Raw genomic sequence first — 14,880 nt, 5'->3', positions numbered from 1 at the left:
CCGATGGCGTCGGCCCGGCATTGGCGGCAATGATACATCTGCTGAAGATCTGACGCACACCTTTGACGCATGGCATGAAGCTCGTGAACACCGGTAGGGGAGGCGTTCTCGAAAACGCTTCCCGGAGCCGGGATCAAAGGCATGATGTTGCTGATAAAAGCTCCCCGGGCGCCGACTGCTTTCACTATGTCGGGGATATGCCGATCGTTTATGCCGGGTATCATGACAGTGTTGACCTTGATGACCGCACCCCGTCCGGCCAGATATTGAATGGCTTCCAACTGGTTTCGGATCAGCAGTCGGGCTCCTTCCGCGCCATCATAACGGCGGCCTTCAAACCAAACCTGTTGGTATATCCGGGCGCCGATGGCTGCTTTCAGGCTGTTCACGGTGACAGTGATGTGCTTAACCCCCAGTTCCAATAGAGCGTCCGCGCACTTGAGCAGTTTGAGCCCGTTGGTGGACAGGCAGAAAATGGTATCCGGAATCATTTCCTTGATCATACCGATGGTCTGCCGTGTTGCGGGCCAGTTGGCCAGGGCGTCTCCAGGACCGGCAATGCCTACCACTTTGATGTTGTCGTGCCGGGAGCGTACCCGGACATACAGACGGCAAGCCTCTTCCGGGGTAAGCAGCGCGCTGGCCACGCCGGGACGGCTTTCATTATTGCAGTCAAAGCGGCGGTTGCAATAATTGCAACTGAGATTGCAGGCCGGAGCCACCGGCAGGTGGATGCGGCCGTATTGACGATGGGCCTCAGTGGAAAAACAGGGATGCTGCCGGGTTTTTTCATCTGACCGCTGCGGGTCATGTTCAATCCTGTATTTCGACGTACAAGTGCATTTCATGGTTTGTTCACCTCGATTTTCTAGAATTTGCCGGAAGGTTCTGAATAGTATTTTTTCAGCATTCGGGGCCGGTAAGCGCTCAGCTTACTGTCCAGTAAACAGTTGGTGATGCGGTCCAAAAGCATCATCGTGCCTGCATAGCCAACCGATACCAGGCGCTGTCCTCCCACCCGGTCGTGAATCGGAAAGCCCAGGCGCACTAGGGGAATCCCTTCACGTTCCGTCAAATATCTGCCGTCGGAATGCCCGATGGCGATGTTGGCCTCTGCTTTGACCGCCAGGTCCCTGATCACTGCCAAGTCGGTTTCCGTCACAGTCGCCACATCGGTCCGGCCCGCTGTCAAAGTTTGCATTTCCAATTCCAGGGCCTTGCTGTGAACGCCGCTGGCAGCCACCGCCGGGACAATCCCATTCTCCATGCAGATGCTGCTGACGGCCAGGACCATATCAGGATCGCCAAAAATAACGGCGCGCCCTTCGGCATTATATTTGTGGGAGTCGATCATGCCGTCCAGCAAGCGGCCTCTTTCCCGTTGCAGAACATCGGGGAGGGGTTGGCCGGTCAACTCCTTCAGAAGGTTGACAAAAAGGTCGGTGGCTTCGATCCCTACAGGAACGGGGCTATTATACAAAGGCACTTCGAAAGTGCCGGCCAGGTATCGGCCTGGGGACAAATGGGTCTCTACGCACCTGCTCATTTCAATGGTGGCAGACGCTCCGCCCATCATGGCCAGCTCCTGCAGACTGGTGCCGCCGCCGGCGATTTTTTGGTAAGGACGCGCAAATGGACTGTCCAGGGTTTCCGAATAATCGGGGCAGAGAATATAATCCACCCCCATAAGATCCATTATTCTTTTGATTTCCCGCACCTCGGCCGGGGTGAGATGGGGGACGATTACGTTGATGCGGTGGTGTTTGGGGACCGGTCGGGCGATGCGGGCTATAATGTGTCTGACTGCCAGGAAATAGCCCTCACTGTGGCCGCCCCCATACCCCGGTGTGGGGACGCTGACCAGGGGATAAGCGCCCATGTCCCGCTCAACCGTGTATTCTGCAGCAATGCGCGCGATATCTTCCCCGATGGTCTCGGCCAGACAGGTGGAAAGAATCCCGATCAGTTCAGGATGGTAGACTTGAATCAGATGATCCAGTCCTTTTTTCAAATGGACGCTTCCGCCATAGATGGTTCCCGGCTCGGTGATCGAACTGGAAGCCACGTCGATGGGTTCGTTGTAATGCTCGGAAATATGCCGGCGCATATAGGTGCTGCACCCCTGTGAACCATGAATAATGACCATTGCGCCCTGTATGCCTTTGAAAGCCAGTATCGCTCCCAGAGGCATGCAGGCGTGGCAGGGGTTTTCAATCACGCTGTGGCGCATCGTTTTGATCGCTTCCATCCTTTTATCCTCCTTGCTTAACATATTTCCAGACCGGTGAGCAAACGGTATGATATACTTCCCGGGCAAAATGGACTGCGCCTTCGAAACCGCTCAAAGGATGCTTGCGATCATGATTGTGGTCTATGAAGGCAACCCCCAGCTTGTATGCCAGAGGCCTTTCTTTGACGCCCCCCACCAACAGATCCGCTCCCTGTCTGCTCATAAAACGTTCCAATTCCGCCGGATTGGCGTCGTCGAGAATCACGGTGCCGTCCTCGACCAGATTGTGGATCTCATCATATTCCTCTTTGCGGCCGGTTTGCGTGCCGATCATGACGACCTCAACGCCCAGTTCGCGGAATTGCTTGATCAGAGATATGGCTTTGAAGCCTCCTCCCACGTAAACTGCGGCTTTTTTACCGCTCAGCTTATCCCGGTAAGCCTGAATGAACGGCTCCGCCTGGCCGGCTTCCTCTGCGATCAATTCCTCGGTGCGCGCCATGACCTCCTCATCGCCTGTGGCCGATGCGATCAAGCGCAGCGAATCGGCACTATCCTGAAGACCTAAAAAGGATACATGAAAAAACGGTATGCCGTATCGCTCCTGCATTCTTTTCGCCAGGTAGCCCATGGAGCCCGCGCACTGAACAATATTAAAAGCCGCAGCCGGCGCCGTCTGCAGAGCTTTCAAACTGGAGTCCCCGGTGAAAGCAGCATTCAGTTTTACGCCCATGCGCCGCAAATAACCGCCAATAATCCACAACTCTCCCGCCAGGTTATAATCGCCCAGGTAATTGATGCCCGGCTCCATAGCCGGCAACGGGCTATTCCCGGCTTCCATCAGGCGCATCAAGACTTCACAGGCCACCCGGTAGCCTTCGGACTTATTGCCGGCAAAACCGCTGGATTCCACCGGCAATACGGCAATGCCGTGCCGCTGCGCCGCCGCCCGGCACACCGCTTCCAGATCATCGCCGATAACCCCCGCCACACAAGTGGAATACACCAGTACCAGCGGCGGGTGGTATTTTTGCACCAGTTCATCGATGGCTGCCGCAAGTTTCCTCTCTCCGCCGAAAATAATGTCCTGCTCCTTGAGATCGGTGGAAAAACTGTATCGATAAAGCTCCGCCCCGCTGCTCAGGCTGCCCCGGATATCAAAGGTGTAGCTGGCGCAGCCGATGGGACCGTGCACCAGATGAACCGCATCGGTAATGGGGTTTAGAACCACCCGGGCCCCGCAGTACACACAGGCCCGCTGGCTCACGCTTCCGGAAACACTGTCCGCTTCACAGCTTTGTGTTGGCATCCGTTCGCCTTTGGTGCGTATAAACCCGGTTCTTGCTTTCAGCAGCGTCTCTCCGCGGTCTGTTTTCATGACCCGCTCCCCCCCTTTTTTACATGATCAGCTCCAGGTCCTCATCACGGGCATCCCGGTCCACCCGGTCCTGGAGGGCGTTGTCGATCATTTCCATGAGCCGCAGGGCTCCCCGGTAGCCCACCACAGGCAGGTAGGAATGCACTCCCCGGTCGAGTATGGGAAACCCGACCCGCACCAGGGGAATATCTTCGGCCCGGGCAATATACTTTCCATAGGTGTTGCCGATCAACAGATCGACCGGTTCATTTTTAATCCACTGATGCAGTTCAAAAAGGTCGCCGCCGGCTTTGACCCGCCCTGCCAGTCCCGCATCCTCCAGCATGGCCGTGACGGTCGCCTCGAAGTTGCCCTGGGCTCCGCCCAGGGAGGTGTTGGGGGTGCCGGTCAGAAGATGAACGGGTTTCATGCCCAGGCTTAGGACCATCTCCGTAAGGCTGGCCACAATGTCCGGGTCGCCGAAAATGGCCACCTTTTTTCCATGAAAGTGATAGTGCAGATCCGTCATGATGTCCACCAACTGTCCTCTTTCCTCTTCAATTTCATCAGGGACCTCAGCCACGAAATGCTGTCTCAAGGCCATGATCAAAGCATCCGTGGCCTGAATTCCGATCGGAGTCCGTAAAACCACTGCCGGAACCAGACACTTCCTCTCCAGCTGGTAAGCCGGGTCCGAGGCGGCATATTCCCCCAATGCCAGAGTCAGGCTTGAATTGCCGGAATCCCGGATGGCCTCCACCCTGGCGCCGCCTTTGGGGAACATGTTAAACTGACCGCTCATAGGTGAATCCAGGCTGCCGGAAGTGTCCGGAAACATAATGAAAGGCACCCCCATAAGAGCGGTAAGCCGCTTGATTTCACGCATATCGCCGGGGTTGAGAAATCCGGGCAGAATATTCACCTGCTCCCGCTTGTTCTCCAGGCTTGCTTCCGCCAGGTAATTCACCATGCCTTTGGTCATGTTGGAGAAGCCGGTAACATGGGAACCCTGATAACTGGGGGTGTTGGCATGAATCACCATTTTGCCCGGGGGGATGGCTGCCGACTTGATAATGCTGGGGATATCGTCCCCGATGGTCTCCGACAGACAGGTGGTGTGTACGGCTATGACATCCGGATTGTACAGGGTGAATACATTTTTGATGGCGGTTTTCAGATTGGCGCTGCCGCCAAACACCGAGGCTCCTTCCGTAAAAGAACTGGTGGAAGCCATCACCGGCTCGCGGAAATGGCGGGTCAAATGGGAGCGATGATAGGCGCAGCATCCCTGAGAGCCATGGCTGTGGGGGAGGCAGCGGTGAATCCCCAAGGCCGCATACATGGCGCCGATAGGCTGACAGGTTTTGGCCGGATTGATGACCGCGCCGGTTCTGGCGATTATTTCTCTGGGTGTACTGTCAAGCATTTTCCATATCTCCTTTCACCAGGGTTCCTTCCAGCAAAGGCCGGTGGGCCCAGGGAGGCTCGATGTAATTCCAGGTAGGGCTGGCAAAGCTCATGGCCACGTCCCGGGCAAAATTCAGCGCTCCTTCAAAACCGGCGTAAGGACCGCTATAATCGTAATTGTGCAGTTGTTTGGAAGGAATGCCCATCTTCTGCACCACATATTTGTCTTTAATCCCCGAGGAGAAAATATCGGGCTTGAGGATACGGATAAGCTCCTCGGTCTCAAAGTGGTTCAGATCGTCCACGATTACGCTCCCGTCTTTCATATCCTGAATCATGCCGGCGTAGGTGCTCAAGGCGATTTTGTCTTTTAACTCCGCGGCGCGTTCCGGCGATAATTTCAGGCGAAAGCGATTTTCATCGGGCGCCACATGCAAATCGGGAATATTCTTGCTGTCCGAATCGGATTTGATATTCGGTATGACTTGGCGCCCCTCATAATCATCGCGGTGGGCAAACACGTAGCCGGCTAAAATGGTCTCAATGCCCAGCTCTTCATACAGGCCTTGATAATGATGGCCCCGGGATCCCCCTACGTAGCAGAACGCAGTCTTGCCGGCGCAGATCCGCCGGTAAGGCAGCAACTGCGGTTCTATACGGGCCAATTCCCGGGTAATATAATCCTCCGTGCGTTCAATCAATTCCCGCTCCCCGAAATATAAGGCCAAACTGCGCAAGGCTTCCACTGTGGAGCGGATGCCGATAAAATTTATTTTGAGCCAGGGAGTGCCGTACTTAACTTCCAGCATGGAAGCAATATAATTGATGGAGCGGTGGCACTGCACCAGGTTCAGCTCCGCCACGTGAGCGTTGCTCAACTCTTCAAAAGATCCGTCCCCGGTCATTACGGCTTGAATATGGTAGCCCAGCTCCTCCAGCATCTTTTTAATCACCCAGCCGTCTCCGCCGATGTTGTACTCGCCCAGAATATTGACGGTGTATTTTTGCGGTGCTTCCTCCATGTCACCCGCCCCAATGACATGTTCGGTCAGCCCGTTGTTGGCGATATGATGGCCGGCCGATTGGCTGACCCCTTTGTATCCCTCGCAGCTGTAGGCGGTGACATTGATGCCGTATTTTTCCCGGGCACTTCTGGCTACAGCCTGAATGTCATCCCCGATCAGCCCCACCGGACAGGTGGCGGAAATGGTGATGGCTTGGGGCTGGAAGATTTGGACGACTTCGTCTATGGTCCGGGCCAGTTTTTTCTCTCCCCCGAAAACGATGTCGCTTTCCTGCATGTCAGTTGATACACAATAGGGCAAAAAATTCTTCATGGGGGCTTTTGACACCCCCTTGTTGCGGCGCGTCAACCAGGCATAATATCCGCAGCCTATGGGGCCGTGGACGATGTTGACCACATCTTTCAGCGGTCCCAGAACCACGCCTTTGCAGCCGGCAAAGGCGCAGCCCCGGCTGGAAATGATGCCGGGAATGGTTCTGGTATTGGCTTCGATTTCCTGATTTTCCTGAGTAATATTCTTGATAAGGATGTGTTTTTTCCGGTTGCGTTTTTCTTTGGCCGGATATTTGTTCAGTATTTCATCCAAAGTGTTATGGTTAAGCATCACTTTTCCTCCTTTGCGAATCGAACCGTATAGTGGATGCCGCCTGCCGGCCGTTTATATAGCCGCTTCTCCGCTTTCACCGGTTCTGATTCTTAGCGCATCCAATACCGGCAGGACAAAAATCTTCCCATCGCCTCGATTTCCTTCTTGGTTTACCTGCAGGATAGTTCCAATAATCCCAGGCACTTGATCGTCATGAGCCATGACGGTGAGCAAGCGTTTGGGAATCAGGCGTCCACCTCGGGCAATGCTGTCTTGAATGGTGGAACCGATTTCCTCATTAGCTCCCAATTGAGCCAGCAGGGTAAAATCAACCGGGCTTCTGCCCCGGCCCTGAACCTTGATGGCATGAAGGCCGCAGATCCCTGTGTCCGCCAGAGCTTTTTTGGTTTGGTTGACTTTATTCATGCGAATGATGGCGACAACTTCCTTCATAATCAAACCTCCTGACTGATCCGGCTACAACGCCTCTTCACCGCTGCTGATGGTGTAAACTTCTTCTACCGGGCTCACAAAAATTTTCCCGTCTCCAAAAGCTCCCTTGTCGCCGGTCTTGGCGTATTTGGAGATAATGCTGATGACATCATATTTGTCCTCATCATTGACCACGATCAGCAGAAGCTCCTTGGGGATTTCATCATAGACAATTTCGCCTACGTTAATGCCCCGCTGCTTGCCGCGTCCCACCACATCATACTTGGTCACCGCGGGAAAACCGGCGCTGTTCAATTCGTCCAGGATGACATTGGTTCTCTCCGGTCTCACAATGGCTCTGATCATAATCATTTTGGCCGCCTCCTTCATCACCGGCTCATAAAGAGTCCAGTATGCCATAGTCCATCATCAGTTCCTCCAGCCGGTCCTGGGTCATGGGCTTGGGAACCACGAACATTTGGTTCTCGGCCATTTTTCCGGCCAGTTCCCGGTACTCGCCGGCCTGGTTGCAATCCTGATCATAATCGATAACCGTTTTCTTGTTGATCTCCGCTCTCTGCACGATGTTATCCCGGGGCAGGAAGTGCAGCAGTTGCGAGCCCAGCTCTTCAGCAAAAGCCTTCAGCAGCTCGTGCTCGTTGTCCACGTTGCGGCTGTTGCAGATGATGCCGCCCAGCCTGACATCACCGCTCTGGGCGTACTTGCCGATGCCCTTGCAGATGTTGTTGGCGGCATACAAGGCCATCAATTCCCCGGAAGCCACAATGTAAATCTCCTTGGCTTTGCCTTCCCGAATGGGCATGGCAAAGCCCCCGCATACCACGTCCCCCAGAACATCGTAAAATACGTAGTTCAATTCCGGGGTATAGGCGCCCAGGGATTCCAGGAGGTTGATGGAGGTGATAATTCCCCGGCCTGCGCAGCCTACCCCCGGCTCCGGTCCGCCCGATTCCACACAGCGGGTGTCTCCAAAGCCTACCCGCATGATGTCTTCCAGTTCAATGTCTTCACCCTCGTCTCTCAAAGTGTCAAGAACCGTCTTCTGGGTCAGGCCGTGGAGGATCAAGCGGGTCGAATCACCTTTGGGATCGCATCCCACCACCATGACCTTATTGCCCGCTTCAGCCAGTGCGGCCACCGTGTTCTGCGTGGTGGTGGACTTGCCGATGCCGCCTTTTCCGTAAATAGCAATCTGTCTCATCATTGCTTCAACTCCTTTTATTAAATATAGAAAAGACGCCCTGATGCCTTTTGTGGCATTGAGGCGCCTTTACCTGCGGATTGATACAGTTTTGCCCAAAACCTTTATGCCCTCAGTTATCCGGGTGTCTGGGCCAACCATGGACAGAAACGCAAAGGCCCCCGTATTTCTACGGAGACTCCTTTGCCCGGCATATCTATTAGAGGGAAGGGGACAGAAAATAAAAAGTCTTCGTGTGATTACGAAGACTTCCTTGCCCGATTATATTGATTATGGCTTTCTTTTATATTTTTATATATTACGTGATGCCGGCCGAAAATACAACTCTATTTTGCCGGTTATACTTGTATACATTAATCCCCGCAAGCGGGATGCGTCAGGCAACAGCTATGCCCCTGTATTGAAAAGTCAACCGTACATTTATTGTCATGTCCGTACTATAGTAAATTCATTGCAGTTCCAGTTGTTTAAAACCGCCGAAATCCTCAGCCATTTGCGCATAAACTTCTTTTCCCAGCAGAAGCTTGTAGATCTCGTCCGCCTTTTTCTCCGGATCAATATCACGGAATTGTTCAGGGTAAAGCACTTTGCCTATATAATAAGCATCGGCTATGGCCGTGTCGATATTGGTCGTATAAAAGTTGTAAGGCAGTTGGGAATAGATTTCCTTATTTTTGACAGCCGAGAGGGCCTGATAGAATCCCGGATTTTTCCGGTAATCTTCCAGAACCGACTGCAGTCCGCCGGCATCAATAAAAATCTTATCCGGGTTCCAGGCGATCAATTGCTCCTTATCGATCATCAGGGATCCGCTTTTCCCGGTCTCATCCACCACATTCTTGGCATTAATGGCCTGAAACAGAGCATAGTTGCCCTGGGTGCTTTCGATTCCATGCGTTCCTTTCATCCCCAGACCGCCTACATAGACCGTAGGTTTCTGATCTTCGGTAATATTTTTAGTTCTGGATTCCAGGTCGTTTTTAAACCTGTCCATCAACTCTGCCAGTTCCTGGGCTCTTGACTCCATTCCGGTGATTTTGCCGATCAGGGTTAACGAAGCGTTTACCTGGGGATCAAAGACGGAGGCTTGCCCATAGCTTAAGGCCACCACCGGAATACCGGTTTTGGACTGTAAATTATCCGCAGTGGCCTGATCGGCCGCATAGGTGGTGAAAATGACATCCGGCTTGACAGCCAGAAGCCTCTCAGGCTCAGGAGCGTTATTGGGGCCTCCCGGCCCTATCTCCGGGAGGTCGGCCAAAGAGGGATTGGCAAGCAGATAGGGTTTTCCCGTTGCGCTGTCTTTATCCATTTTTTCGATCCCGGCCAGAATACCGGTATTGTTGAAATAACAGCAAAGCCTTAAGGCGCCCGGGCCTATGGCCACCACCTTTTGGGCCGTACCGTCAAGCTCCACTTGTCTCCCTAAAGTATCGGTCACGATAATTTTTGAAGAAAGGGAAGTCGTTGTCTGGGCAGGCCGGGAAAAGCAGCCGCTTGAAAGGAATACCATACCAAACAGCAGCGCGATAGACAGAAAGATAAATCCTTTTTTCATCATAAGAGCCTCCTAAGCTAAAATAAAAAAATATCTGTTCCGAGAATCAAACCGGAATCACAACCGGCACATTCTCGATTTCCTTGATTTTGACCGGCACCGAGTAAACGCTTTCTATATTTTGCGGAGTCATTACCTCCAGCCCGCCCGCCGCAAAAATGACCCCGTTTTTTAGTAACAGAAACTTATCGGCAAAGCGGATAGCCAGGTTCAAATCATGCATAGTGACCACCGCGCCTATGTGTTGATCTCTAACAACGTCTTGAATGATCCTGGCTACTTCGAGCTGATTTTTCAAGTCCAGGCTGCTGGTGGGCTCATCTAGTAAAAGAAGCTCCGGCTCCTGGGCCAATGCTCTGGCGATTACCACCTTTTGCTGTTCTCCTCCGCTTAATTCTTGAAGATATCTTAAGGCGTAATTCTCCAGTTTTAGTATTTTCAACGCCTTGCGGGTGATCTCCAGGTCCGTTGGCGAAGCCTCCCACTGAATATAGGGTTTTCTGCCCAGGAGCACGGCATCGAAAACGGTCGTGTTGCTGCTCTCCTGACGTTGAGCGACATAGCCGATCCTTTTGGCAAGTTCCCTCCCGCTAAGTTTGCCGGTTTCCTGGCTCTGGATAAAAACAGTGCCGGAATAAGGCTTTAAAACCCGGTTGAGGCATTTTAAAAGCGTAGACTTTCCTGCGCCATTGACCCCCAGAACCGCGAGAAAATCTTTTGGGGAAACGGCAAAGTTGACATCCTGTAAAACCGGCCGGCTCGGATAGGTAAAGGATAAACCCTTTACTGATAAAATCACTTTTTATACCCCCTTATCAGCAGATAAAGAAACAGCGGCGCTCCAAAAAAGGAGGTGATCGCTCCGACCGGGAGCACTACGGGGGCCACCATTGTCCTGGCCAGGGTATCGGAAACCAGCAATAGGAGCGATCCCATCAGGGCCGAAGCAGGTACCAGATAGCGATGATCGCCGCCGATCACTCTCCGCATGATCTGGGGGCCCACCAGACCGATAAAACCGATAATGCCAAGGAAGGAAACCGCTACGGCCGTAATCAGAGAGGAGACAAACATGCCCCCCTGTCTGACTCTTTCAACACGTACTCCCAGACTTTGGGCAGTTTCTTCACCGCTGTCCAGAGCATTGTAGTCCCATCTCCTGAACAGGAAATAGATGAACGACAATACGGTGATGCAGCCCATAATGGCGATTTCAGTCCAGCCCGCCCTTCCCAGGTCTCCGAATGTCCAGAACACCACGGCGGCAATCTGAAAATCTTCGGCAAAATATTGAATCAGAATCGTTCCGGCCGAAAAGAGCGAGCTTAACGCCACGCCGGAAAGAACCATAGCCTCCGGTGAAAAACCCCGGATCCCCGCCAGGAGCAAAATAACCCCAGTAGCCGCCATGGAACAGATAAAAGCGGAAATCGTCACCAGATACGGGTTGTTAATCGTTACGGCATCTGTACTGGTACTCTGAATACTGCCGGCTCCGAAGACGATGATCGCCAGGTTGGCGCCAAAAGCCGCGGCATTGGCTATACCAAGGGTGGAGGGAGAGGCCAGGGGATTGCGGAGATTGTTTTGCATTACACAACCTGCCACCGACAGCCCCGCACCGGCGATGATGGCCGCCATTATCCGGGGCAGACGGATTTGCCAGATAACAAGATGCGATGCGTCATTTCCGTATCCCAGGACGGATTGAATTATTTGCCAAGGGTTTAGGTTCATGGAGCCGGCATTCACCGCCAATACCGACATCACCGCAATCAAAAACAGCAACCCTGCCAGGATCAATTGTTTTCTTACCGTAAATCTCTGATAACCATCCCTTTCCTTCAAGCCGCAGGCCTCAGGCGGCTGAGGTCTGAGCCTGTTCCCGGAATTAACAGGCTTTCCTACCATCCCCTGCCATATGCCTTAAAGCAATCCAGACAAACCTTCTGGCCCTCCTGCAATCTCATCTTATGTTCCGGGGCGCTTTCGCCGCAGGATTCACAAACAATGGATGAAAAAATCCTCGCTGCTTCAGGCAAAGAGAAAGCGGGCTTCATAAAATCAAATATTTCTTCCGCCGGGGCATTCAGAATATATTCCTGATGCTCTTCACGCTCCATTTCTTTTGGGGATGGTTTAACAATCATCCGCAGGCTCTCGCCGTTCTTCCTGTTGAAAAAACTGAAAGCCATTTTCCCGGTATCCCGGTAAAGCAAATTTCCCTTGCCAAAGCTGCATCCGGTCAGTAGCTGGATGGCATCGACACCGCAGGCGTCATTTTCAGTGACGCAAACAAATTCTTCATCCGCTGAAAAAGTAAGGCCTAGCTTTTCCTGAGCGGCCTGGGACGCTTTAAAACCGATCGCCAGGCCGGGGCAAGCATGCCCGTGAAAATCGACCGCTTTTTCCCAATCCGTTTTGTTCATAATATAATCACCTTTCTTATCCCGCCGGCTTGATTATTACGCCACCCGCCAAAACAAAGTTGCGATGGTCGTATCGACATCTTCATAAACGAAACCGTCCCGGGCCAGCATGCTTAGATAGGCTTTCGCCTTTTCCTCTTCCGGCATGGTGATATCCCGATAGGTTTTGATCCTGTTGATATACAACCCATACGCTTCTTCGAGAGTTTTCTTCATCTTCCAGGTTTGTTGCTCATATTCCAACTGCGGCAAGTATCCCTGCCTCCATAGCAGTTCGAAGGCGAACAGGATTTCTTCATCGCCGCTCTCCCGGCGCTCTCTGATGCCAATCAGATCTTTGACCGCATCGGATACCGGGTCTGTTCGCCTGATAGGCTTGGCCAGCATACACCAGCCTTTGGAGGCCGCCGACAATTTCTCAAAAGTATCCGCACTCTGGACGGCAGGAGTCATATGGGCGAAAACCAGATCAAAACTTTTTTTGTGCCCGGCGGATTCAATATCCAGCTTATGCCAGTCCGCACAGAAAAAGTTTACATTCTCGACGCGGTACTCAAGCATTCTTTGTTTGGCTATCTCGAGCATTGGGGGAGAAAAATCTAATCCGGTCACATGCCGGCAGCGGCCTGCTATGGCCAGGGCATATCTTCCTGCGCCACATCCTACGTCTAATACCAGGCTTGCAGGGTTTAGCATCTTATTTTTTTCCAACAGTTTTAAAAAAGCATCGTCCTTGAAATCAGGCAGAATAAATTCCCCGAAACTTCCGGCCATTGAATTCCACATATCCACACTGGCCCGTTTGTTTTGTTTTTTCAAACTCCATTTTTTTCGGATTTGTTCAATATTTATGTAATCAACCCCTGTCAAACAATCAAGATTTTCCCATTTTTCAAGAATCCCGCCTGGGGGGATAAAAAAAAGCCATGAAGCACCGAACCTGTTCCATACAGGTTTTTCGGCCTTCATAGCCTTGTTAAAAACATATTATTATGTTGGCCCGCAAAATGTCAAGTGGCCGAGAGGAAGCGGAGGTCTTTATTCTCTCGCTTCATGCTTCATAGAGCAGTTGAGAAGGATTATATAAATAGTTTGGAAGAAATAAACAAAAAGATTATGAACATCAGAAGCCATCTAAGAACGGGCAGAGTGTTGGACGATAATGTTGTGGGAGGTTTCTTTTGTGAGCCAAATATCCATTTATTAGCTCCCTGGATTTCAAATTATCAGTATAAAATAAAGATAAATAAGAATTTGATTTGGTTTAACCGAGATTATTTAATAAAGGGGCAATAAAATCGTGTCAGGTAAATATAAGATTATCGATGAAAACAATTGGAAACGCGCCATACACTGTCAAATATTTAGAAACAGCATCGAGCCATCGTATTGTGTGACTTTTGAGCTGGATATAAGCAATTTCTTAGCGAGAGTTAAAGAGATGAGATATTCGTTTTCAATGGTTTTAATCTTCGTTGTTTCTAAATGCGCAAACGAAATCGAGGAGTTCAGATACCGCTTTGTAGATGGTAAAATAGTGCTTTATGATCGGATTGATACCGCTTTTACGTATATGAACCAAGATACCGAACTTTTTAAAGTTGTCAATGTTGAAATGCAGGATACAGTAGAAGAATACGTCGCTATCGCCAGGGAAAAAGCTGAAAATCAAAAAGAGTATTTTACAGGGCCATTAGGTAATGATGTGTTTCAGTTTTCGCCATTGCCGTGGGTGTCATATACTCATATTTCCCATACCAACTTGGGGAAAAAAGATAATGCTACGCCTCTCTTCGATTGGGGAAAATTCTTTGAAAGAGATGGGAAATGGATTCTTCCTTTTTCCGTTCAAGTGCATCATTCCTTTGTAGATGGAATACATATTGGAAAGTTGGCCGGCTCTTTACAGAACTACTTAAATGAATTCTAATTTAATGGATTATGAGCATAATGGGAACTTGCTAAGGCGTTGAGAAATCAGCGTCTTTTTTATCCCAAAATCAGCTGCATAAGCACTGCGGGCAGGAGTAACGATCTTCTGCCTTTCTTTTTCGGCCGGTTGTATTTGAGGACAATCGTAACCCACACCTAACGAAAGACTGACGTCTTTCGTTGCAGCAAGCACTGAATTTGGTCGCCCAAATTCGCTTGTTAGAGGTTTCGCCCCTAATGCCCTTTAATATGGAGCATTATTTAAACTTGACCAATCGGTCTATACAATATAGACTCAAAATATAGGTCTATGAGACATAGACTCAAGGGGGATTGCCATGAAAGAATATAAACTGTCGCGTAGCGAAGCCAAATTCGCCGATTTGATCTGGAAGCACGAACCACTTGGCTCCGGTGAATTGGTTAAAATATGCGAAAAAGAGATGGAGTGGAAAAAGTCTACAACCTATACGGTACTGAAAAACCTATGCGAAAAAGGTATCTTCCAGAATCAAAACGCAGTTGTTACATCCCTGATCAAAAAGGATGAATTTTACGCAAGGCAGAGCAGGCGGTTCGTTGAAGATGCTTTCGGAGGATCGCTTCCTAAATTTCTGGCAGCTTTCATCGGAGGCAACAGGCTCAGCGACCGTCAGGCCGAAGAGCTAAAAAGTCTAATTGACCAGCATAAGGAGGGATAGCC

General features: G+C 51.1%; 15 protein-coding genes. 2 read left to right on the top strand and 13 right to left on the bottom strand.

What is annotated here, in order from left to right; genetic code table 11:
- The 13 genes from nifB to B2633_RS10985 form a co-directional block, all read right to left on the bottom strand.
- Positions 1 to 848: nitrogenase cofactor biosynthesis protein NifB (gene nifB / locus B2633_RS11045; protein WP_483170716.1), on the bottom strand; the 848-nt coding region annotated here is incomplete at its 3' end.
- A gap of 20 nt (positions 849 to 868) precedes the next feature.
- Complete coding sequence (locus B2633_RS11040; RefSeq protein WP_483170715.1) at positions 869 to 2,248, bottom strand: nitrogenase component 1; 1,380 nt, start codon at positions 2,246 to 2,248, stop codon at positions 869 to 871.
- Positions 2,249 to 2,252: 4 nt separating this feature from the next.
- Positions 2,253 to 3,608, bottom strand: a complete 1,356-nt coding sequence (nifE, locus tag B2633_RS11035) for a nitrogenase iron-molybdenum cofactor biosynthesis protein NifE (RefSeq protein WP_483170713.1) — start codon at positions 3,606 to 3,608, stop codon at positions 2,253 to 2,255.
- 19 nt (positions 3,609 to 3,627) lie between these two features.
- Positions 3,628 to 5,013, bottom strand: a complete 1,386-nt coding sequence (nifK, locus tag B2633_RS11030; protein WP_483170712.1) for a nitrogenase molybdenum-iron protein subunit beta — start codon at positions 5,011 to 5,013, stop codon at positions 3,628 to 3,630.
- Entirely contained in the window at positions 5,006 to 6,622 is a 1,617-nt protein-coding gene (nifD, locus tag B2633_RS11025) for a nitrogenase molybdenum-iron protein alpha chain (RefSeq protein ID WP_483170710.1), read from the bottom strand. The genes nifK and nifD overlap by 8 nt, the downstream gene beginning before the upstream one ends.
- Positions 6,623 to 6,676: 54 nt before the next feature.
- The gene (locus B2633_RS11020) at positions 6,677 to 7,057 is read right to left on the bottom strand and encodes a P-II family nitrogen regulator (RefSeq protein WP_481041145.1); all 381 of its coding nucleotides are present in this window, start codon (positions 7,055 to 7,057) and stop codon (positions 6,677 to 6,679) included.
- Positions 7,058 to 7,081: 24 nt separating this feature from the next.
- Positions 7,082 to 7,408, bottom strand: coding sequence for a P-II family nitrogen regulator (locus B2633_RS11015; RefSeq protein WP_481043022.1), 327 nt, complete (start codon positions 7,406 to 7,408; stop codon positions 7,082 to 7,084).
- A gap of 25 nt (positions 7,409 to 7,433) precedes the next feature.
- The gene (gene nifH, locus B2633_RS11010; RefSeq protein ID WP_481043020.1) at positions 7,434 to 8,258 is read right to left on the bottom strand and encodes a nitrogenase iron protein; all 825 of its coding nucleotides are present in this window, start codon (positions 8,256 to 8,258) and stop codon (positions 7,434 to 7,436) included.
- 448 nt (positions 8,259 to 8,706) lie between these two features.
- Entirely contained in the window at positions 8,707 to 9,816 is a 1,110-nt protein-coding gene (locus tag B2633_RS11005) for an iron ABC transporter substrate-binding protein (protein WP_483170709.1), read from the bottom strand.
- A gap of 46 nt (positions 9,817 to 9,862) precedes the next feature.
- Positions 9,863 to 10,615 (bottom strand): ABC transporter ATP-binding protein, encoded by a 753-nt coding sequence (locus tag B2633_RS11000; protein ID WP_483170708.1) that lies wholly within the window; start codon positions 10,613 to 10,615, stop codon positions 9,863 to 9,865.
- The gene (locus B2633_RS10995) at positions 10,612 to 11,664 is read right to left on the bottom strand and encodes a FecCD family ABC transporter permease (RefSeq protein ID WP_483170707.1); all 1,053 of its coding nucleotides are present in this window, start codon (positions 11,662 to 11,664) and stop codon (positions 10,612 to 10,614) included. The genes B2633_RS11000 and B2633_RS10995 overlap by 4 nt, the downstream gene beginning before the upstream one ends.
- Before the next feature lie 56 nt (positions 11,665 to 11,720).
- Entirely contained in the window at positions 11,721 to 12,245 is a 525-nt protein-coding gene (locus B2633_RS10990; RefSeq protein WP_483170705.1) for an FmdE family protein, read from the bottom strand.
- Between the two features lie 36 nt (positions 12,246 to 12,281).
- Complete coding sequence (locus B2633_RS10985; RefSeq protein ID WP_483170704.1) at positions 12,282 to 13,064, bottom strand: class I SAM-dependent methyltransferase; 783 nt, start codon at positions 13,062 to 13,064, stop codon at positions 12,282 to 12,284.
- A 481-nt stretch (positions 13,065 to 13,545) separates the two neighbouring features.
- On the opposite strand from B2633_RS10985, the gene B2633_RS10980 reads away from it, so the two are divergent.
- Positions 13,546 to 14,175, top strand: coding sequence for a CatA-like O-acetyltransferase (locus B2633_RS10980; RefSeq protein ID WP_483170703.1), 630 nt, complete (start codon positions 13,546 to 13,548; stop codon positions 14,173 to 14,175).
- A 340-nt stretch (positions 14,176 to 14,515) separates the two neighbouring features.
- Positions 14,516 to 14,878, top strand: coding sequence for a BlaI/MecI/CopY family transcriptional regulator (locus B2633_RS10975; RefSeq protein WP_483170702.1), 363 nt, complete (start codon positions 14,516 to 14,518; stop codon positions 14,876 to 14,878).
- The last annotated feature ends 2 nt before the right edge of the window (positions 14,879 to 14,880 follow it).

It is taken from the genome of Syntrophomonas sp. UBA1041 (genome assembly GCF_002316705.1).
GTDB lineage: Bacteria > Bacillota > Syntrophomonadia > Syntrophomonadales > Syntrophomonadaceae > DTU019.
The sequence above is the reverse complement of the archived record's forward strand: the minus strand, read 5'-3'. Positions and strand labels throughout refer to the sequence as shown.